Annotated in this window: 18 protein-coding genes and 2 tRNA genes; 8 read left to right on the top strand and 12 right to left on the bottom strand. The window is 66.5% G+C overall.

Features of this window, described 5'->3' with window-relative positions:
• Nucleotides 1-2: 2 nt before the first annotated feature.
• The 11 genes from PHR85_RS06020 to PHR85_RS05970 form a co-directional block, all read right to left on the bottom strand.
• A complete protein-coding gene (locus PHR85_RS06020) occupies nt 3-893 on the bottom strand; it encodes a CheR family methyltransferase (protein ID WP_300051770.1) in 891 nt (296 codons plus the stop codon).
• Nucleotides 883-2811, bottom strand: a complete 1929-nt coding sequence (locus PHR85_RS06015) for a chemotaxis protein CheW (RefSeq protein WP_300051768.1) — start codon at nt 2809-2811, stop codon at nt 883-885. The genes PHR85_RS06020 and PHR85_RS06015 overlap by 11 nt, the downstream gene beginning before the upstream one ends.
• Nucleotides 2808-3248 (bottom strand): response regulator, encoded by a 441-nt coding sequence (locus PHR85_RS06010; RefSeq protein ID WP_300051766.1) that lies wholly within the window; start codon nt 3246-3248, stop codon nt 2808-2810. Before PHR85_RS06010 ends, PHR85_RS06015 begins: the two co-directional genes overlap by 4 nt.
• The gene (locus tag PHR85_RS06005) at nt 3245-3529 is read right to left on the bottom strand and encodes a hypothetical protein (protein ID WP_300051762.1); all 285 of its coding nucleotides are present in this window, start codon (nt 3527-3529) and stop codon (nt 3245-3247) included. The genes PHR85_RS06010 and PHR85_RS06005 overlap by 4 nt, the downstream gene beginning before the upstream one ends.
• Nucleotides 3530-3531: 2 nt before the next feature.
• Nucleotides 3532-4038 carry a chemotaxis protein CheW gene (locus PHR85_RS06000; RefSeq protein WP_300051759.1) on the bottom strand — a complete coding sequence of 169 codons (507 nt, stop codon included), beginning with the start codon at nt 4036-4038 and terminating at the stop codon, nt 3532-3534.
• 28 nt (nt 4039-4066) lie between these two features.
• Complete coding sequence (locus PHR85_RS05995; protein WP_300051756.1) at nt 4067-5773, bottom strand: methyl-accepting chemotaxis protein; 1707 nt, start codon at nt 5771-5773, stop codon at nt 4067-4069.
• 40 nt (nt 5774-5813) lie between these two features.
• Complete coding sequence (locus tag PHR85_RS05990; protein ID WP_300051753.1) at nt 5814-7988, bottom strand: chemotaxis protein CheA; 2175 nt, start codon at nt 7986-7988, stop codon at nt 5814-5816.
• Nucleotides 7989-8015: 27 nt separating this feature from the next.
• Entirely contained in the window at nt 8016-8300 is a 285-nt protein-coding gene (locus tag PHR85_RS05985) for a lipid asymmetry maintenance protein MlaB (RefSeq protein WP_300051750.1), read from the bottom strand.
• Nucleotides 8301-8348: 48 nt separating this feature from the next.
• Nucleotides 8349-9665 (bottom strand): methyl-accepting chemotaxis protein, encoded by a 1317-nt coding sequence (locus tag PHR85_RS05980; RefSeq protein ID WP_300051747.1) that lies wholly within the window; start codon nt 9663-9665, stop codon nt 8349-8351.
• Nucleotides 9655-10023, bottom strand: a complete 369-nt coding sequence (locus PHR85_RS05975) for a response regulator (RefSeq protein ID WP_300051744.1) — start codon at nt 10021-10023, stop codon at nt 9655-9657. The genes PHR85_RS05980 and PHR85_RS05975 overlap by 11 nt, the downstream gene beginning before the upstream one ends.
• 77 nt (nt 10024-10100) lie before the next feature.
• A complete protein-coding gene (locus tag PHR85_RS05970; RefSeq protein WP_300051741.1) occupies nt 10101-10493 on the bottom strand; it encodes a response regulator in 393 nt (130 codons plus the stop codon).
• Between the two features lie 320 nt (nt 10494-10813).
• Between PHR85_RS05970 and PHR85_RS05965 the strand changes: the two genes are divergently transcribed.
• The gene (locus PHR85_RS05965) at nt 10814-14545 is read left to right on the top strand and encodes a response regulator (RefSeq protein WP_300051737.1); all 3732 of its coding nucleotides are present in this window, start codon (nt 10814-10816) and stop codon (nt 14543-14545) included.
• Here the strand turns inward: PHR85_RS05965 and PHR85_RS05960 are convergent.
• Nucleotides 14527-15072 carry a HugZ family protein gene (locus PHR85_RS05960; protein WP_300051734.1) on the bottom strand — a complete coding sequence of 182 codons (546 nt, stop codon included), beginning with the start codon at nt 15070-15072 and terminating at the stop codon, nt 14527-14529. The genes PHR85_RS05965 and PHR85_RS05960 overlap by 19 nt on opposite strands.
• A 54-nt stretch (nt 15073-15126) precedes the next feature.
• On the opposite strand from PHR85_RS05960, the gene tal reads away from it, so the two are divergent.
• The 7 genes from tal to PHR85_RS05925 all read left to right on the top strand — a co-directional run bounded on the left by tal (nt 15127) and on the right by PHR85_RS05925 (nt 19659).
• Nucleotides 15127-16074, top strand: coding sequence for a transaldolase (tal, locus tag PHR85_RS05955; protein ID WP_300051732.1), 948 nt, complete (start codon nt 15127-15129; stop codon nt 16072-16074).
• 3 nt (nt 16075-16077) lie between these two features.
• The gene (locus tag PHR85_RS05950; protein WP_300051729.1) at nt 16078-16422 is read left to right on the top strand and encodes a MerR family transcriptional regulator; all 345 of its coding nucleotides are present in this window, start codon (nt 16078-16080) and stop codon (nt 16420-16422) included.
• A 36-nt stretch (nt 16423-16458) separates the two neighbouring features.
• Nucleotides 16459-16535, top strand: a tRNA-Pro gene (locus PHR85_RS05945).
• Nucleotides 16536-16642: 107 nt separating this feature from the next.
• On the top strand, nt 16643-17098 hold the full coding sequence (locus PHR85_RS05940; RefSeq protein ID WP_300051726.1) for a hypothetical protein: 456 nt from the start codon (nt 16643-16645) through the stop codon (nt 17096-17098).
• A 10-nt stretch (nt 17099-17108) separates the two neighbouring features.
• A tRNA-Pro gene (locus PHR85_RS05935) sits at nt 17109-17185 on the top strand.
• A gap of 106 nt (nt 17186-17291) precedes the next feature.
• Entirely contained in the window at nt 17292-18698 is a 1407-nt protein-coding gene (locus PHR85_RS05930; RefSeq protein ID WP_300051723.1) for a DUF4139 domain-containing protein, read from the top strand.
• Between the two features lie 49 nt (nt 18699-18747).
• Entirely contained in the window at nt 18748-19659 is a 912-nt protein-coding gene (locus PHR85_RS05925; protein ID WP_300051720.1) for a helix-hairpin-helix domain-containing protein, read from the top strand.
• The last annotated feature ends 85 nt before the right edge of the window (nt 19660-19744 follow it).

The raw sequence follows: 19744 nt of genomic DNA, 5'->3' as shown, positions 1-19744 counted from the left end.
GCTTACTCCGGCAACTGGTAGATGGTGGGCTCCAGCGCGACGAAGGGCGTGCGGATGCGCCCCAGCGACTCGGCGTGCCCGGTCAGGAACAGTCCGCCCGGGTGCAGGTGGCGGGCCAGGCGGTTGACCACCTGCTCCTGCGTCGGCGGATCGAAATAGATCAGCATGTTGCGGCAGAAGATCACATGGAACTTCTCGCCCACGTGGTACTGCTCGTCCATGAAGTTCATGTGCTTGTAGCGGGTGTTTTGCCGCAGCTCGGGCGCGATGCGCACCAGGTTTTCATCGGCATCCTTGCTGCGCATCAGGTATTTCTTGCGCAACGGCAGCGGCACCGGCTCGATCTCGTGGTGCGGGTAGACCGCGCGCCGCGCCACGTCGATGGCGAAGCCCGAGAGGTCGGAGCCCAGGATCTCGAAGTCGAAACCGCGCTGGCGCCGCGCGTACTCGGCCAGCACCATGGCCAGGGTGTAGACCTCGTGGCCCTTGGAGCAAGGCGCGCTCCAGAACCGCAGCCTCGGCCCGAAGCGGCTCACCAGCTCGGGCAGGCCTTGCTCGATCAGATAGTCGAAATGATAGGGTTCGCGGAAGAAATCGGTCTTGTTGGTGGTGACCGCATCGATCATCGACTGCAGTTCGAGCCGCGTGCCCTCGGCGCTGAAGACGTAGCGCACATAGCTGTCGTAACTCTTGTGACCCAGCTTGCGCATGCGCTTTTGCAGCCGTGCCTGCAGCATGACGCGCTTTTCCGGCGGCATGCGGATGCCGGCCGTCTGCTGGATGTAATCCGACAGTTCGGCAAACAGCCTGGGCGCCATCTCGGGATTGACCCCGAAGCCCGGCGCGCTGGCGGGGGCCGTCGACAGGGCGGCCGTTCTTGATTCAGTGGCCATCGGGATGCACTCGCAGTTCGATTTCAGCCTGACGCAACAGCGCGGCCGGGTCCAGGATCAGTGCCACGGTCCCGTCGCCCAGGATCGTCGCGCCCGACAAGGCGGCATCCTCGGCATACAGGGACGGCACCCCCTTGATCACGGTTTGCTGCTGTCCGATCACGCGATCGACCAGCAGGCCCGCGCGGCGTTCGCCACCGCTGACGACGATGACCTGCCCGTCTGGCGCGGCGCTGCCATCGTCGAGCTCGAACAGCCGCGACAGGCGCACAAAGGGCAACAGCTGCCCACGCAGGTTCAGGATGTCCTGATCATGGCCCTCGCCACCGCGCGCCGTGCGCAGGTTGACCACCTCCTCCACCTGCGCCAGCGGCAGCACGAAGGTGCTGCCGCACACCGCCACCAGCAGGCTGTCGATGATGCCCTGCGCCAGCGGCAGGCGCAGCAGATGCCGGCTGCCCTGCCCCGGCAGCGGCCTGGCCTCGCAGGTCCCGCGCAAGGCTTCCACGGCGGCACGCACCGTCTCCAGTTCGGCAGCGGGAACACCCGCGCCATCGTCGCTGACGGTCAGCAGCACCTCGGCGCCGGCCTTTTCGACCGACAGCGACAGCTGCCCCGCCGCCGGCTTGCCCAGGCGCGCGCGTTCCTCGACCGGCTCCAGGCCCTGCTGCGCGCAGCCGCGCAGCAAGGCCAGCACCGGCGCGCGCAGCGCCTGCAGCACCGACAGGTCGAGCTCGGTGTCAGCCCCGCGCGCGGCAAAAGCCAGCGGACGCCCCAGCCGCTCGGCGCAATCGGCCACCGCCTGCGCCAGGTCGGCGAACAGCGTGCCCACCGGCACCATGCGCAACCGCATGGCGTTGTCGCGCATGTCGGTGGTCAGGCGCATCACCTGCTCGACGGCGCTGCTGAGCTGCGGCTGCTGGAGACGGGCCGCCAGCTGGATCAGGGTGGACTGCGCGATCACCAGCTCCCCCACCAGATCGATCTGGCGGTTGAGCCGCTCCACCGGCACCGGAATCACCACCGCCACGGCGGACTGGTCGCCGGGCAGCGACCCGGGCGCCTCGCTGCCGTCCGCGAACGCCGGCCCCTTGGCCGGCAGGCACAGCTCCTGCGCGAGCCGCTCGGGCGACAGCCAGGGTCGGCGCAGCAGCAAGGCACGAGCCCGCAGCGCCCAATCGTCGTCGAGCGGCCCGGCCAGCGACAGCGCCTGCAGCACCACCTGGCTGTCGACGGCGACGAACATAAACACGTCCCGCACGGCTTCGGCGCCGGCCTGGGTGCGCAACAACATGCGCCAGCCCAGGTACACGCTGTCGGGCTGCATGGCGTCGAGCGCGGGCAGGCGGTCCAGCCCGGGCACCAGGACCAGTTCGCCCAGCCCCGCCAGTTCGTCCAGCAGCGCCAGCACGTCCACGCCGCGTCGCATCAGCTGCTCGCCGGGCTCGAAGATCAGATGGAACAGTTGCTGCGCGCTTTCGGCTTCGCGCCGGTCTGGTGGCCGCGCCGCTTCGGGCGACTCCGCGCGCGCGACCCAGGACAGGCGTTCGAGCAGTGCGGCGATGGCCTCGGACAGCTCGGCATCGGCCGACCCCTGGGCGGCGAGCAGGCGGCGCAACAGACACACCGCCTCTGCCGTGAGCGCCACGGTGTCGGCGCCCAGCGCCTGACGCCCATGACGCATCGGCTCGAACAGGTCCTCGAACGCCCTGGCCAGGTCGACGAGCTGGTCCAACCCGTTCATCGCCGCCGAGCCGCGCAGCGTGTGGAAGGCGCGAAACACGGTGTCGACCCCCGCCGGGTCAGCTCGGCTGCCCTCCAGCGTCGCGTCGATCAGATCCAGTCCGGCGCTCGACTCCTGCTGGAACAGCTCCAGCATCCGCTCGGCCAGGGCCTGAGCGTCTGTCGGCTCGCTCATGGCGTGGCGGCGGGCCTGGCCAGCGTGGCCAGTGGCGCGCGCTTGCCCAGCGCCTTGGCCACCACCTTGAGCAAGGTGTCGCTCTTGAAGGGCTTGACGATCCAGGCCGTGAGGCCCGCCTTCAACCCCTCCTGCACCGCGTTGTTCTGCGACTCGGTGGTCAGCATCACGATCGGCAGGTAGCGCCGCGCGGCCAAGGCGCGCGTCTGGCGCACCAGCTCCAGGCCGTCGATGCCGGGCATGTGCAGATCGGTCACCAGTATGTCGACCCGCTGACCGGAGGCCAGCACTTCCAGCGCTTGCTGACCGTCGCTGGTTTCTATCGTCACGAAGCCGGCCGCCTCGAGCGCCGTGCGCACCAGAAAGCGCACGCTGGGCGCATCGTCGGCGAACAGGACCACCGACTTGTCGCCGCAGGCATTCGAATCAGAGCTCATGACAGCAATTCCCCATCCATTTCATTCATCGGATTCAGACAGCCCGCCAAGGCCAGGGCCTGCCGGAGCGGCTCGGGCAAGGGGCCATCGAAAGGTGGCAAGCCGGTCGCCACGCAGTCCCTGGCATGGGCCAGCACCAGTTGCACGCCCGCCAGGTCCACCTCCTCGACCGCGGCAAAAGCGACCGGCAGGCCAGCGCGCCGCGCCGCCCGCAGGCAGGCGCTCAGCGACTGGGCGCTGCTCGCCGTCAAGTCAGGCAGCGTGCAAATCATGGCCGTCATGCTCAGCGGTCGGCGGGCTGCGCCTCGTCGAACAGATCCCTGACCTGGTCCGCCTCATCGACCGAGAACACCCGGTTGACGTCGAGCAGGATCACGAAACGCTCATGGCGCTTGCCTATGCCCTTCATGAACTCGGTGTTCCAGCGCATGCCGATGCGCGGCACGGCCTCGACCGCCCCGGCCTCCAGCTCGGTGACTTCATGCACGGCATCGGCGATGGCGCCCACGACCAGCTTCTCGCCGAGGACTTCCACCTCCAGCACGATGATGCGGGTATCGCGCGAATTGACGGCCGGCGGCATGCCGAACTTGACATGCAGGTCCACCACCGGCACCACCTTGCCGCGCACGTTGATCATGCCGCGCATGTAGTGAGGCGCGCGCGGCACCTTGGTGATCGGCACCAGGTCCAGCACCTCGCGCACCTTGGCCACCTCCACCGCGAACAGCTCGCCCTCCAGGCGAAAGGTCAGGTGCTGCGAAGACAGCGCATCCAGTTCTGTGCTCATGTCGTACTCCAATGCAAGCCCGGGCGCATCAGTAACGCTCGAAGCTCTGGTCTTCGTCGTCGAGGCGGATCTCGACGCCATGCCCGCCGTCGGACTTGCTGGCCGCGACCGGCTTCTTGCCGGCCGATCGACTCGACAGGGGGTGGGCCACGGCGACCGACTTGCGCGCGGGCGCATTGCTGACGCGACGGGCGCCGCCATTGTCGAGACGGAAGTAGGCGGCGGCCTCCTGCATCACGGCCGACTGGCTGGCGAGTTCCTGGCTGGTGGCGCTCATCTCCTCGGAGGCGCTGGAGTTCTGCTGGGTCACCTTGTCGAGCTGCTGGATCGCGCGGTTGATCTGCTCGGCGCCGGCGTTCTGCTCGTTGGACGCGGCGTTGATCTCCTGCACCAGCTCGGTCGTGCGCAGGATGTCGGGCAGCATCTCGGTCAGCATCTCGCCGGCCCTGGCGGCCACCGCGACGCTCGATGTCGAAAGCTCGTTGATCTCGTTGGCCGCGTTCTGGCTGCGCTCGGCGAGCTTGCGCACCTCGGAGGCCACCACGGCAAAGCCACGGCCGTGCTCGCCCGCGCGCGCCGCCTCGATCGCGGCGTTGAGCGCCAGCAGGTCGGTCTGACGGGCGATCTCCTGCACGATGCTGATCTTCTCGGCGATGGTGCGCATGGCTTCGACGGCCTGCGTCACGGATTCGTTGGTCTTCTTGGAAGCCTCGGCCGCCTTGACCGAGATCTTGCTGGTCTGCTGCGCGTTGTCGGCGGTCTGGCGGATGTTGGCGGCCATCTGCTCCATCGAGGCGCTGGCTTCCTCGGTCGACGATGCCTGCTCGGCGGCGCCCTGCGACAACTCCTCGGCCGAGGACGACAGCTCCTCGGCGCCGGCGGCCACGTTCTCGGACGCGTCCTGCACCTTGCCGATCACGTCCCGCAGCTTGGCGATCATGTTGTTGAGGCTGGCGATCAGGTCGCCCACCTCGTCGCGTCCGGTGTAGACCACGTTGGTGGTGAGATCGCCTTGCGCCACGCTTTCAGCCAGTTGCGTGGCCCGCCCCAGCGCCTTGGCGATCGAGATCGAGATCCACAGCGCGATGCCGGCTCCCGCAGCAGCACTCAGGACCAGCAGGGTGATCAGCGTGGTTCGGGCGCCATCGTAGGTCGCGTCCGCCGCCACCATGGATTGCTTCATGAAATCCTGGTTCTGCTCCACCAGCCTGGCCAGACGCGCTTCGGCCTTGTTCGCAAGGTCACGACCCTTGGAGTGAGCCAGCTCCTGCGACTGTTCCTCCAGCTTGGTGGCCATGTCCACCCGGCCGACCTCGCGGTCCTTGTTGGCCTGCAGATTCAGGGCGATGACTTCCTTCTTGATCGCCCGGTAGCCATCCATGTTGGCAACGAACTCCCGCACCGCCAACTTGCCCTCATCGGTCTTGAGCAACTTGTCCAGTTGTTCACGGTTGGCAAGCAGGCGGTCGTTGATCTCGTTGTGCTCTTTTTCCAGCTCTTCGAGCTCCTTGACCGTTCTGGAGAGAATGATGTTCTTTTCGTTGCGGATCAACGCCCCCACGTCGCGCTGCATCTCGGCGGCGAGGATGACCTTCCTGGCTGTCACGGTGCCCATCTCATCGAGCAGGTCATTGACCATGCTCATTTTATTGATGCCAATCAGGACCGATATCGCGCCAATCGCCGCGATCAGCAGGAACGACAGCAGCAATTTGAGTTTGATGGTGATTCTCATCATTTACTTCCAAAACCAATGAACAAGTGAAAATCCGCCTTCATTCCAGAACGGCAGCGGCATGGTTGACAGAACTGCGCATGAGCTGGGCAATCAGGGAAGGTATGTCCAGGATGACCGCGATCTCGCCAGTCCCCAGCAGGGTGCAACCGGCCAGCCCCTTGATGCCCTGGAACATCACGCCCAGCGGCTTGATGACGGCCTGCATCTCGCCATAGAGCTTTTCGACCACGATGCCGACCTGCTGGCCGCCGTGCTTGACCACGACCAGGTTTTCCGCCACATCGGACACGGCGCTATCGCCCTCGTCGCCGAACAGTTCGCGCAAGCGCACGAAGGGCAGCAGCTTGCCACGCAGGTTGATGTAGTCGCATGAGCGCGCCTGGCGGTCGTGCTGGATGCACTCGGCCACCATGTCGAGCGGAATCACGAAATGGGAGTCGCCGATGCCGACCCGGAAACCGTCGATGATGGCCAGCGTCAGCGGCAGCCGGATGGTGAAGGCACAGCCCTGACCCGGCCGGCTCTCGACGGTCACGCTGCCACGCAGCGCCTGGATGTTGCGGCGTACCACGTCCATGCCCACGCCGCGCCCGGACAGTTCGGTCACCTGCTCGGCGGTGGAGAAGCCGGGCTCGAAGATGAGCTGGTGGATCTCGGCCTCGGTCAGGGTCTGCTTGGGCTGCACCAGCTTGCGCTCGACCGCCTTGGCCAGGATTCTTTCGGTGTCGAGACCGCCGCCGTCGTCACGGATCTGGATCAGGATGCTGCCCGCCTCGTGCTGGGCACGGAGCGTCAGGCGGCCACGCGCCGGCTTGCCGCGTGCCAGGCGCAGCTCGGCCGACTCGATGCCATGATCCATGCTGTTGCGCACCAGATGCATCAGCGGGTCGCCGATCTTCTCGACCACCGACTTGTCGAGCTCGGTCTCGCCGCCCTCGGTGAGCAGCTCGATCTCCTTGCCCAGCTCCCGCGACACGTCGCGCACCACGCGCTGGAAGCGGTTGAAGGTGGCGCCGATCTGGACCATGCGCATCTGCATGGCGGAGTCACGCATGTCCTCGATCAGGCCCGACAGCACCGACAAGGCCTCGTTGAGGTCTTCCCGTCCGACCCGCGCGGCGATCACCGAGGCGGCGGCGCCGGCGATCACCAGCTCACCCACCAGGTCGACCAGCCGGTCGAGCTTGTCCGCGTCCACGCGCAACTGGGCATGCGCGGGCACGCTGGGTTGACCTGGCTGCGCTCGTCGTGGCGCGACCGCATCCGATGCCACGGCAGCGGGCGCGGCCAGCTCGTCAGTCTCTGCCTGAGGCACGGGCACGGGCACGGGCGCGGCGTCCTCAGACTGCTGGCCCGCGAGCCAGTCGATCAGCAGCGCCTCGTCATCCAGGTCGAGCATGTCGACCTGGCGCAACTGCTGCGCCAATTCCACCTCGCGGCCTGGGGCCTGGACCTGCAGCACCCGCCCCAGCTCGGCCAAGGGGCTGTGCGGCGGCAGGATATGCAGCACGCATTCCCCCTGCAGGAAGGCAAAGGCGTCCTCGATATCGGCGCGGACCACGGCACCGCGAAAAGCCATCTCGAAGCCGAGGTAGCACAGCTCGGCGTCCATCTGCTCGGGCGCTGGCAGCGCATCGGTGATGGGCAACACCCGCACCAGCTCGCCGAGCCCGGCCAGGTAGCGGATCAGGCCGATCGGCTCGACGCCGCGCTGAAAGATTTCCTGCCCCAAGCGCAAGGAGATATGCCAGGCATCGCTGCCCAGGCACTCCTCGCCACCCCGGCCGCTGGCGCTCGACGGCGATGCGACGAGCGGGATCTGCCGGGGCACTGACGCCGGCTCCAGCCAGGGCTTGAGCCGCGCCAGCAGGACCTGCCCCTGGGAGCGGGTCGGCTCATCGATGTCGGCATCACGGGCAAAGAAATCGAGCAGCACGCGGATATGGTCGGCGCAGCCCAGCAGCGCGCTGACCAGCTCCGACTCCACCACCAGCTCGCCGTCGCGCATGCGCTGCAGCACGTTTTCCACGTTGTGGGTGAACGCGGTAATGCCCATGGCCTCGGCCATGCTGGAGGAGCCCTTGATGGTGTGCGCCGCGCGAAAGGCACCGTGGATCTGGGTCTCGTCGCCAGGATCGCGCTCCAGCGCCAGCAGCGTGGTCTCCAGGGCTTCAAGCTGGTCGCGCGCCTCAAGCAGAAAAACGTCTTTCAAGGTTTCCATCAGGGGCTGCCGTTCGATTCAGGACTCTAGGGTGAAAAACGCGCCCAGGCCCAGCAGCGCCAGCACCTCGGACAAGGCGGCACTGGGGTGCTTGAGCACCAGGGCGTGACCAGCGGCCGCGCACTCGCGCTGCGCGAGCAGCAGCACCTGCAGACCGGCCAGGTCCACGCGCTCGACGGCCGAAGCGTCCAGCACCCGGTCACGCATGACGGGGCCCGGCGCCACCAAGCCGGGCTTGAGTGCCGCGGCCTCGTAGATCGTGAGCTCGGCGGGCAGGACGAAGTCGGCGGTGGTGGGTTCCATGCGTGGCGTCGAAAGTGAGAAGGGAAGAATGGCCCGTTGCGCCGGCGATCAAAACAGCTCGATGCTCGGTACTGCCGCTGCTACGGGCACAGAGGCGGATCCACCCACGCTCATGTTGTGCGTATTGATCTGGCTGTGCATCACATAGCGGTCGGTCTGCGCCGCCAGCAGGTCTTGCAGGCGCTCGCCGTCGCTCAAGGAGCCGTCTGGGGTCTGCATCAGGGTGGCGAGTTGCTGCAGGTGGGTGTTGAGCTCATGGATCGCGCCTTGCACATGGTCCACGCGCTGGCGCATCACATCGTAGAACTGCATGTTGCCCAAGGCCTGGGTCATCAACTCCACCAGCGCACGGTGGCCCTGGCCCAACGAACCGAACACATGCTCCATGTCGTTCTTGTTGGCGGCATCGTTGAAGCGCCGCTGCATGTCGTAGATGTCGGCCAGCACCTTGTGCATGTTGGCCACGGCCGAGTTGCGGTGGGCGCTGTTGCTGGCCACCTCAAGCTCCTTGTCCACCCCTTCGGTGGCGGCATGGATCCGGGCCGAGATGTCCTTCACGGTCGCGGCCGTCTTGGTCGAGAGGCTGCGGATCTCGGCGGCCACCACGGCGAAGCCATTGCCACTGTGCCCGGCGCGGGCCGCTTCCACCGCCGCATTGATCGACAGGAAATTGATCTGCCGCGCCACGGTGGCAATCACGTCCACCATCGGTTCGAGGGCCTTGACCTCCTGCAGCCGCTGCACGCGCCCGAGGTTGTCGGCCACGTCCTGCTGCAGCTTTTGCACGAACATCTCGAGAATCATGCCGAGTTGCTGGTCGAGTTGCATCTTCTCATGCACCACCTCCAGCAGCTCGGCCCCGTTGTGCTTGGAGGCCTCGATGCGCGCGAGCTCCTCCTGCGACACCTCGTTCATCCGGTTCAGCGACTCGACGATGGCGGTCACGTCCTTTTCGGCGTCCTGCAGCGCGCCTTGCAGCTGGCTCGTGAGCAGCTCCAGGTAGGGACCGGCGTCGCGCACCTCGGTCGCCGCCCGCGCCACCGGCAGGCGGCGTTCCATCACCAGCCACGGAAAGCGTCGCAGGCGCGGCTGCAAGACCGAAAAGCCCCACAGCCCCCCGAGCAGCAGCAGCTCCGTCAGCAAGGCGATGGACAGCACCCAGCGCCACGGCACCTCGGCGAAGCCCAGCAGCGCGACCAGCGCACCCACCAGCCCGAGCGCGAGCAGCGACGAGACCAGCACCGGCCCCGCCAGCTGCAGGCCCGCCAGCCCGCTGGCATCGACCGGCGGACTGGCGGTCGGGCCGCTGCCGGGCTTGGACATGGAGCGCCCCTGCATCGGTGGGGTAGCGGCGTCAATTGGCATGGTCGTCAATCAAGTCCAGCAACTGCATGGGGTTGAACGGCTTGGTCAGGAAGACCCGGGCACCGGCCGCCTGGCCCTGGCGCCGCAGCTCGGGGTCGTTGCTGCCGGTCAGCAGGATCACGGGAATCTCCGACAGCTGCGGATCACGGGACAGGCGCTGGCACATCTCGATGCCGTTGACGCGCGGCATGTTCAGATCGAGCAGGATCAGGTTGGGCTTTTCGCGGCGAGCCACCAGCAGGCCCTCGTCGGCGTCCATGGCCTCGACCACCTCGTGGCGGCCGTCGAACTCCAGCGCCATGCGGATCAGGCGGCGGATATCGCCCTGGTCATCGATCGTCAGGATTTTCTTTGACATGATCTCTCTACGTCCCTGGATTCAAGATTGAAAGTTCAAGATTCGAGCGGCAAGGAAGACCATCTGCCGATGCGGATTCAACGTCCAGCCGGCAATATCTGGGAAATCACCTTGATCAGATCAGGACCGGAAGCCGGTTTGAGCATCCAGCCCGTGATCCCCATCTTCTTGCCTTCGTCGCGCTTTTTCGGGTCGCTTTCGGTGGTCAGCATCAGGATCGGGGTGAACCTCAGAGTCGGCATGGCCTTGACGGCGCGCACCAGTTCACCACCGTTCATCTTCGGCATGTTGAAGTCGGTGATGATCAGGGCCGGACGCAGCCCGGCCTGGAGGCGGCTCAGGGCCGCCGCGCCGTCGGCCGCCGTTTCCACCTGGTAGCCATTGAGGGTCAGGTTGGACTTGAGGCTCAGGATCACCGTGGGGGAATCATCCACAATGAGAATCAATTTGGACATGGCAAAACCCACCATATTAGATTTACAGAACTGGCTGGATTATAATTGGCGGATGCGTCTTCAAAGTCGCAATAAAGCGTAAAAACGCAAATCTGCTCCATCTATGCACATGTCATGAACATGCCATAGTCATGAGGTAAAGCCGTAATGCCAGCAGTCGCTTCTATGCTCGATGTCGGCGCGTACACCCCAGCCACTGCATCTGCGGCCCAATGGACATCGGCAAGCGATTGAAGTACCTTACCAACGAGTTATCGACATTATTCCCCGAGCCGTCCCCGCCGCCGAGCTGGAGGCTGCGCCTTGCCCGCTCGAATCGCCCAGTCGAATGGCTGGTGCTGGGCCTGGGTGTGCTGCTGAGCCTGGGACTGGCCAGCACGGTGCGGCAAAAAAACGAGGCCAGCGCCCAACAAGCCTTTGACGATGCCGCGCACCACACCCAGGCCGAGCTGCTGGCCCGTTTCAAGCTGCCGGTCTATGGACTGCGCGGTCTGCGCGGCAGCTTTGCCAGCGTCGGGCCGCTGTCGCGCGAGCAATTCGCGCACTACATGGCTTCGAGCAACCTGGCCGACGAATTCCCAGGGATACTCGGCATCGCCTTCGTGCAGCGGGTGCAGCGACGGGATCTGGCTGACTTTCTCGCAGCCACCCGGGCCGACAAGGCGCCCGGCTTCACGATCCACGGCCTCGGTGAGAGCAAGCACAACGATCTTTATATCGTCAAATATATCGCGCCTCAGGCGCGAAACGCCAGCGCGCTCGGGCTGGACATCGGCTCGGACCCGTCACGCCGGCGCGCGATCGAGCAGGCCGTGCGCAGCGGCCAGCCCACCATGACCGAATGCATCTTGCTGGTACAGAACCGCGAGAACAAGCAACCCGGCGTCCTGATCAGTTTGCCGGTGTACGCGAACGCGGCACCATTGGACACCCCTAAACAGAGACAGGCCGCGCTGATCGGGATCATCAACACGCCAGCGGTGGTCGCCGGCCTGCTCGATGCCCGAGGCGATATCGGCCACGGCGAGCTGCACGTTCGCCTGCTCGGGCCGACGGCCCCGACGGGATCGACCACGCCGTGGTACGACAACCTGGCCGGGACAGCCAGACCAGCGGCAGCAACGCCGCACTACCAGCGCAGCATCCCGCTCGATCTCTACGGCCAGACGCTCGAACTGCAAATCGCCAGCACGCCGGACTTCGAGAACCTGCACCTGAGTTCAGCCGATTGGTGGGTGATGATCACCGGCCTGCTGCTCAGCGCCGGCACAGCCCTCTGGCTATCGCGCCACCTGCACGCCCTCAGACGGGCCGACAGCGAGCTGGAACTGGCGCAACGCAAGCTGGACAGCTACCGCCATCTCGCCGGCCAAACCCACTCGGCTTACGTGGCGACGAATCTGCTGGGCTGCATCACCTCGGTCAGTTCGGGCTTCGAACAGCTGTCCGGCTACACCATGGAGGAGGCACTGGGCTGGCACCCGGGCGCGCTGCTGCAGTGCGAAGAGACCGACCCCGACGAGGTGCTGCGCATCCGCGAGGCCTTGCGCAGCACCGGGTATTACGTGGGCGAAATCCTCAACCGCAGCAAGCAAGGCCGGCTCTACTGGGTGGAACTGCACATCCATCCCCACTTCAACAAACAAGGCGAGCAGATCGGCTTCATCGCCAGCTCGATCGACGTGACGCAGCGGCGCCAGTCGCAACAGCTGCTGCAGGAGGCCGAGCGCAGCAACCGCAACCTGCTGGATGCACTGGACCACAATGCCATCGTCTCGTTCACCGATCTCGACGGCGTGATCCAGCGGGTCAACAGCGGTTTTTGCCGCGTCAGTGGCTACAGCCAGGACGAGCTCGTGGGCAAGCGGCACAACATCGTCAACGCCGGGGCGGACAACGTGGTGAACTGGGGCCAGGTGTGGCGGACCATACAGAAGGGCCGCGTCTGGCGCGGCGAGGTCTGCAACCGCGCCAAGGACGGCCGCTTGTACTGGGTGGACACGGTCATCGTGCCCTTCCTGTCGGTCAAGGGCGAGGTCGACAGCTACGTCTCGGTGCGCTTCGAGATCACGCAGCTCAAGCTGACCCAGGCCCGGGCCGAGCAGCAGACCGCGCTGCTAGAGGGCGCGATCGCCACCATCGGTCAAGCCTTCTGCATCTACGATGCCGACGACCGGCTGGTCTATTTCAATGACCAGTACCGACAGGTCTACGCCAGAAGCGCGGCCAAGATCGTGGCCGGCGAAACCTTCGAAGCCATCGTGCGCTTCGGCGCCGAGAGCGGCCAGTACCCGGAAGCCATCGGCCGCTTCGACGAGTGGGTGGCCGAACGCCTGGCGTTCCACCGGCGCGGCGACGGCGAACTCGTGCAGCACCTCGACGACGGGCGCATTCTGCGCATCATCGAGCGCCGCATGTCCACCGGCTACACCGTGGGCTTTCGCATCGACATCACCAACATGGTCAAGGACAAGGAAGCGGCGCAGGCAGGCGAGCGCGCCAAGAGCCAGTTCCTGGCCAACATGAGCCACGAGATCCGCACCCCCATGAACGCGGTGCTGGGCATGCTGGCCCTGCTGCGCAAGACCTCCATGACGGCGCAGCAGAGCGACTACGCCGGCAAGGCCGAGCGCGCGGGCAAGTCGCTGCTGGGCCTGCTCAACGACATCCTGGACCTGTCCAAGATCGACGCGAACATGATGGTGCTGGAGCAGCGCCCGTTCGAGATCGAGCATGTGTTGCGCGAGCTGGCGGAAATCTTTGCCAGCACCCACAACTCGCCCCGGGTGGAGCTGCTGCTCGACCTGGACCCAGGCGCCAGCGGGTCGGTGATCGGCGACAGCCTGCGCCTGCACCAGATACTGCTCAACCTGGGAAACAATGCGATCAAGTTCACCCAGGAAGGCCATGTGCTGATCGGCGTGCGGGTGGTCGAGCGCGCGGCGACCTGCTTGCGCCTGCTGTTCGAGGTGCGCGATACCGGCATCGGCATGGAGGCCAGCTTCCAGCGCGTGATCTTCGATGCCTTCACCCAGGCCCAGCAGTCCAACACGCGCCAGTACGGCGGGACGGGTCTGGGCATGGCGATCACCAGCCAGCTCGTCAAGCTCATGGGCGGCGAGTTGCAGGTCGAGAGCGAACTGGGCCGGGGCAGCCGCTTCTTCTTCGAGGCCGACCTGGCGCTGGATCCGGCGGAACCCGCCGGCCCGCCCGAAGTCGCCCGCACCGGCGTGCGTTGGGACGGCTTGCATGTGCTGCTGGTCGACGATCACCCGAAATCGCGCGAGTTGCTTGAGCGGATGTGCCACTCACTGGGCTGGCGGGCCACAGTCTGCGACAGTGGCGCCGCCGCACTCGCCCTGCTGCGCGATGCGGCGCGGCAGGGCCACCACTACGATGTGGTGTTCATGGACAGTCAGATGCCCGACCTGAGCGGTTGGCAGACCTGCGTGCAATTGCGCGAGTGGGACCGCGGTACGCCGGTGGTGCTGATGACCACCCTGTCCTGCCTGAAATCGTTGCCTCCAGGGATCGATCTCGCGGGCCTGATCGACGGCCAGATCATGAAGCCGGTGACGGCTTCCATGCTCTACGACACCGTGGCCAACTTGCGTGGGCATGGCGAGCAGGCGGCCAAGCCCCCCGCCAGCCAGGCCATGGACGATGCGCCCCTGGCAGGCCTGCGCATCCTGCTGGCCGAGGACAACCTGGTCAACCAGCAACTGGCGCGTGAACTGCTCATGCACGAAGGGGCCGAGGTGGACATTGCCGCCAACGGCCAGCTCGCCGTCGAGATGGTGCAGGCGGCCAGCCCGCCCTACGACCTCGTGCTGATGGACATGCAGATGCCGGTGATGGACGGGCTGGAGGCCACGCGCAAGATCCGCGAGTCGCTCGGACTGCTTGAGCTGCCGATCGTGGCCATGACCGCGAACGCCATGAGCGACGACCGCCAGGCTTGCCTGGACGCCGGCATGAACGAGCATGTGGCCAAGCCGCTGGACATGGACGAACTGGTGGACATGATCCTGCGGCATGCGCCAGCGCGTCACGCCGAATCCCGGTGAGCTGATCGCGGCGGGCGCTCGGCGCTGAGTGCCAGGATGCGGCGCAGTTCATCGGCATCGACCGAGCGTGCCGCACCGAAGCCCGCGATCTGGCGCGCACCCGACAGCTCGATGGCGACGAAGCGGAAGTCGCCCAGCCGCGTCATCGGCTCGGCCTCCGGGAAGCGCGCCAGATAGGCCACGCGGCAGGCGGCCCAGGACGCGCCGCCCGGCTCCGGCGTGCCGGCGCGCCCCAACAGGCTCAGGCGCGGCAACGCGTGCACCGGCTGATCCGCCTGCTCGGCCTGCATGACCAGCAAGGAAATACGTGGATCACGCGCCATGTTGCCGGTGTGCTGCGCCAGCGCGCTGACATGCAAGACCAGGCAAGCCTGCTCCGGCTCGGTGGCGAACGGCACCATCGACACGAACGGCGAACCATCGGCCTCCAGCGTGGCCAGCGCCGCCACCCGCTGCCCCCGCAGCAAAGCCCCGATCGCGCGCATCAGGCGCGGCTGGTGTTCGGACGGTGAACGGGTCTCCATCATCGGCTTCCTTCAGTCTGACAATTTTTCGCGGCGCGCTTGGGCTAACATGGAGGGATGACCCAGCTCGACGCACTCAAACGATACACCACCGTGGTCGCGGACACCGGCGATTTCCTGCAACTGGAGCAGTTCCAGCCGCGCGATGCCACCACCAACCCCTCGCTGATCCTCAAGTCGGTGCAAAAGGCCGAGTACGCCCACCTGCTGGCCGACACCGTCGCGCGCTTTCGCGAGCGCCCGCTCGACGAGATCGTCGACCGGCTGCTGGTGCGTTTTGGCTGCGAGATCCTGCAGCGCGTGCCCGGTCGCGTCTCGACCGAGGTCGACGCGCGCCTGAGTTTCGACAGCTCGGCCACCGTCGCGCGCGCCGAGCGCCTGATCGAGCTCTACCAGGCCGCGGGCGTGCCGACCGACCGCGTGCTGATCAAGATCGCCGCGACCTGGGAAGGCATCCAGGCGGCCGAACAGCTGGAGCAGCGCGGCATCCACACCAACCTCACGCTGCTGTTCTCGTTCTGCCAGGCGGTGGCCTGCGGCCACGCCAAGGTGCGGCTGATCTCGCCCTTCGTCGGGCGCATCTACGACTGGTACAAGAAGCAGGCCGGCGCGTCGTGGGACGAGGCCGCGATGTCTGGCGCCAACGACCCCGGTGTCAAGTCGGTGCGCCAGATCTACCAGTTCTACAAGCATTTCGGCATCGCGACCGAGGTCATGGGCGCGAGCTTTCGCAACGTCGGCCAGATCCAGGCGCTGGCGGGCTGCGACCTGCTGACCATCAGCCCGGAGCTGCTGGCCCAGCTGGCGGCGAGCGAGGCGCCGCTGGCGCGCGCGCTCGACCCCGAGGCCGCCCGCGCGCTGGAGCTGCACTTCGCTCGGTACGACGAGTCCGCCTTCCGCCTCGCGCTCAACGAGGACGCCATGGGTACCGAGAAACTGGCCGAGGGCATCCGTGCCTTCTGTGCCGATGCCGTCAAGCTCGAAACCCTGATCCGGGCCGCGTGACCCATGAGCGACGCACTGCCGCCCATTCCCGCCAAGCGCTACTTCACCATCGGCGAGGTGGCCGAGCTCTGCGCGCTCAAGCCTCATGTATTGCGCCACTGGGAACAGGAATTCACCCAGCTCAAGCCCATGAAGCGCAACGGCAACCGACGCTACTACCAGCACCACGAGGTGCTGATGGTGCGCCGCATCCGCGAACTGCTGCACGAGCAGGGCTACACCATCGCCGGTGCGCGCAACCGCCTGCTGAATCCGCAGGAGGTCACGGCGGATGCCAGACCCGCCGGCCCCGACTGGGCCAAGGTGCGGAAAGAACTGCTCGACATCAGAAAAATTCTGGCTGGCTAGCGAAAAACCGATTTTTGTGCCTAAAATACGAGTCTTCGGCGTGTAGCGCAGCCTGGTAGCGCACTTGCATGGGGTGCAAGGGGTCGTGAGTTCGAATCCCACCACGCCGACCATACAGACAACGGCCTGCAATCTTCTGGATTGCGGGCCGTTTTGCTTTGGCGCCGCAGACTCCAGCAAAGGCATCCAACATGCCTCATACTTGGATGTTCAAAGAACCATGAGCCCCAAACGACCCATTCGTCCGCTGATGCTGGCCCTCTTGCTGGTCAGCACAGGCGCGCAGGCCGGCCAAACCGGCATGCCATCTGCCCCCATGGCGTCACGCTTCTCGGAAGTCGCGCTTTGTGTCGCGGCGCTGGAACGCGAGGTCAAGTCCGACCTGCACGCCAACCCGACGCCCCAGGAACAAAAACAGTGGCAACTCCGCCTCGAGAGCGCGTTCGCCCATACCGGCCAAGCCTACCTCGACGGCTTGTCCGGCGATGAAAGCAAGACCTTGCTCCACGCCGCCAAGTCCAAGGTCGCCAGCTGGGCGGAACAACGACTCAAGCCATACGCCCAGTCCTGTCACGAACAAGGCCAAGCCTTGTTCGACCAGGCCTCCGGGCTGCAGCAGCTGATCGTGCGCAATTCAGCCAAACGCTTGCTGAACCGGGAACTGGCCAAGCTATAATGCGAGGCTTCGGCGTGTAGCGCAGCCTGGTAGCGCACTTGCATGGGGTGCAAGGGGTCGTGAGTTCGAATCCCACCACGCCGACCATACAGACAACAGCCTGCGATCTTCCGGATTGCAGGCCGTTTTGCTTTGCCGCGCCGCCAGCTTCAGCTAAGCTGGTCTCCGGATCGACCATTCGGGGGAGGCGGACATGAAAATCATGCTGGGCATCGCGGCGGCACTGACCATGGCGACTGCGGCGCAGGCTCAAGGCAGCCGGGAGGCGAGCGTGGATGCCTCGGGAGCTGAGGCCCTCTCACTGACGCTTTACTCCGGCGACCTGGCCCTGGTCAGGGAGCGGCGCCAGCTCAGGCTGCCGGGCGGTCAGGTGCGCGTGAACCTGGGCCAGGTACCGGTCCTGCTACGCCCCGAGACCGTCATGCTGCGCCCGCTCGGCAGCGGCGCGTTCAAGCTGCTGGAGCAGGACTTCGAGGCCAGGGTCCTGACACCGCAGACGCTGTTGCAGCAGCATGTCGGTCGCGAGGTCACCGTGCTGCGCGAGCATCCGGTCACGGGCGAGGACCGGAGCGAGCGGGCCACCCTGCTGGCCGCCGGCAACGCAGCGGTGCTGCGCTTTGCCGACCGGATCGAAACCCACTACCCGGGTCGCATCGTCTTCGACCGCCTGCCGCCCGGACTGCAACCGGGCCCCACCCTGTCGGTGCTGCTCGAAGCGGCGACTGGCCCGCAGACGTTCGAGCTCGCCTACCAGACCGGCGGCCTGTCCTGGAAGACCGACTATGTGGCCCGGCTCTCGGCCGATGGCCGCAGCCTGGACCTCTCGGGCTGGATCACGCTGGCCAACCGCAGTGGCACCGATTACCCGGATGCCAGCCTGCAGCTGGTCGCCGGCTCGCCCAACCGGGTGCAGGACCGCTTCATGGCCAGCGAGCGCATGGCGCCCGCCGCCGTGCTGCGCGCCAGCGCGGAGCCGACCGAGGAGACGCTGCTGGACTACCACCTCTACCGCTTCGAGCGTCCGGTCACGATCGCGGACCAGCAGACCCGGCAGCTGGCCCTGCTCACGGCAGCCGCCGTGCCGGTGCGGCGCGAGTACCTGCTCGCCAGCGCCGAGCCGTTCCAGCTCGAACGACAGGATCAGCCGGCACAGCAGCTCAAGCCCTCGGTCTACCTGGAATTCGACAACCGGGGCGCTCAGCTGGGCCAGCCGCTGCCAGCCGGCGTGGTCCGGGTCTACGGCCCTGACCGCGAGGGCGCGACGCAGTTCATCGGCGAGGACCGGATCGCGCACACCGCCCGCGACCAGACCATCAGGCTCAGACTGGGCACGGCCTTCGATCTGTCGGCCGAGCGTCGGCAAACGGCGTTTCGCCAGCTGGGCGAGCGCAGCAGCGAGAGCAGCTGGCGCCTGAGCTTGCACAACGCCCGCAACGAGGCGGTCACGATCCGGGTGCTGGAAACCCTGCCGGGCGACTGGGAGATCGTGCAGGAAAGCCAGCACAGCCGCAAGGACTCGGCGCATGCCGCGTCCTGGTCCGTGGCCGTGCCGGCTGGCGGCTCGGCACAGCTGGACTACACGGTGCGCACGCGCTGGTGAACCGCCTCGCAGCCAGATAATCGGACCTTTTCCGTTCTGTCAGCCGACCATGCACCAAGACTCCACCCCTACCCCCTGGATGCCAACCGCCTTCGCCGGCGAAGCCAGCTTGCGCTTCGAGACCGACCGCGTCGAACTGCGGGCGGGGCTGCGGGGCGGCAGCCTGGCAGTCGGGGCTCGAAGGCCGATGGCGCTGCAACTCTGGGCCGACGACAGCTTGCTGCTCGCTGAACTGCCGCTGGGCGCTCTGCAACCGGACGCACGGGGCCTGGCGCGGATCAGCGCCAGCCTGCCGCTGAGACCGCCCGCCGGCCAGTCCAAGCGTCGGCTGTCGTTGAGCCTGGTCTCGGGCCGACCAGGCACCTGGGACAGGCTGCACGACCGCCAACGCTTCGCCATTCCACAGCGCTTCCTGCAACCCGCACTGGAAGGGGCGGTGCAGGCCCGGCTGGAGGGCGGCACGCTGCAGCTCGGCATCGAAGCCATCGTCAACCCGCGCGACGCAGCCGACATCAGCGGCAGGCTGGCGCTGGAGCTCTGGGCGCTGGAGCAGCCCTATGCCGGCGGCGACTTCCGGGGCCAGCCATTGGGCAGCACGCTGCTCGGCAGCCTGGGCGGCCAGCAACGCCGGAACAGGCTGAATCCGGCTTGGTGCCTGCCCGAAACGCCCCCAGCCTCGCCAGCGCGCACGCATCTGACCTTGATGCTGCGCGAATGGACCCAGTCCGCCTACGTCACGCGCGACTGGAGGGCGCTGGACTGGCCCCAGCCATCGGGTGCCGCCGCACCCTCGATCAACCGTTCGACCACGGCCAGGCTGCGCTCGGTGCCCGGGATCAGCGACAAGCTCGCACGCACCATCGTGGCCTCGCGCCCCTTCGCCTCGCTCGACGAGCTGCAACGGGTGCGCGGCATGAACGCGCGGCTCTACGCCAGGCTGCGCGACCGCGTCTTGCTCTGAGGCGGCCGGGGATTTCCTTGGAACCGGGATCGGCCTAAACTCACTCCCAGGCGAAAAACTCATTTACGCCATTTCTCAATGGAGT

Origin of the sequence: Malikia sp., from assembly GCF_028687635.1 — a bacterium.
Classification (GTDB): domain Bacteria; phylum Pseudomonadota; class Gammaproteobacteria; order Burkholderiales; family Burkholderiaceae_C; genus Malikia.
Note: the sequence above shows the minus strand (reverse complement) of the source record. Positions and strands in the feature narration are given on the sequence as shown.

Excerpts from the sequence above, each read along its gene's own strand:
- PHR85_RS06020 (WP_300051770.1), bottom strand. The coding sequence starts at position 893 with ATGGCCACTGAATCAAGAACGGCCGCCCTGTCGACGGCCCCCGCCAGC.
- PHR85_RS06015 (WP_300051768.1), bottom strand. The coding sequence starts at position 2,811 with ATGAGCGAGCCGACAGACGCTCAGGCCCTGGCCGAGCGGATGCTGGAG.
- PHR85_RS06010 (WP_300051766.1), bottom strand. The coding sequence starts at position 3,248 with ATGAGCTCTGATTCGAATGCCTGCGGCGACAAGTCGGTGGTCCTGTTC.
- PHR85_RS06005 (WP_300051762.1), bottom strand. The coding sequence starts at position 3,529 with ATGACGGCCATGATTTGCACGCTGCCTGACTTGACGGCGAGCAGCGCC.
- PHR85_RS06000 (WP_300051759.1), bottom strand. The coding sequence starts at position 4,038 with ATGAGCACAGAACTGGATGCGCTGTCTTCGCAGCACCTGACCTTTCGC.
- PHR85_RS05995 (WP_300051756.1), bottom strand. The coding sequence starts at position 5,773 with ATGAGAATCACCATCAAACTCAAATTGCTGCTGTCGTTCCTGCTGATC.
- PHR85_RS05985 (WP_300051750.1), bottom strand. The coding sequence starts at position 8,300 with ATGGAACCCACCACCGCCGACTTCGTCCTGCCCGCCGAGCTCACGATC.
- PHR85_RS05980 (WP_300051747.1), bottom strand. The coding sequence starts at position 9,665 with ATGCCAATTGACGCCGCTACCCCACCGATGCAGGGGCGCTCCATGTCC.
- PHR85_RS05975 (WP_300051744.1), bottom strand. The coding sequence starts at position 10,023 with ATGTCAAAGAAAATCCTGACGATCGATGACCAGGGCGATATCCGCCGC.
- PHR85_RS05970 (WP_300051741.1), bottom strand. The coding sequence starts at position 10,493 with ATGGTGGGTTTTGCCATGTCCAAATTGATTCTCATTGTGGATGATTCC.
- PHR85_RS05960 (WP_300051734.1), bottom strand. The coding sequence starts at position 15,072 with ATGATGGAGACCCGTTCACCGTCCGAACACCAGCCGCGCCTGATGCGC.
- tal (WP_300051732.1), top strand. The coding sequence starts at position 15,127 with ATGACCCAGCTCGACGCACTCAAACGATACACCACCGTGGTCGCGGAC.
- PHR85_RS05950 (WP_300051729.1), top strand. The coding sequence starts at position 16,078 with ATGAGCGACGCACTGCCGCCCATTCCCGCCAAGCGCTACTTCACCATC.
- PHR85_RS05940 (WP_300051726.1), top strand. The coding sequence starts at position 16,643 with ATGAGCCCCAAACGACCCATTCGTCCGCTGATGCTGGCCCTCTTGCTG.
- PHR85_RS05930 (WP_300051723.1), top strand. The coding sequence starts at position 17,292 with ATGAAAATCATGCTGGGCATCGCGGCGGCACTGACCATGGCGACTGCG.
- PHR85_RS05925 (WP_300051720.1), top strand. The coding sequence starts at position 18,748 with ATGCACCAAGACTCCACCCCTACCCCCTGGATGCCAACCGCCTTCGCC.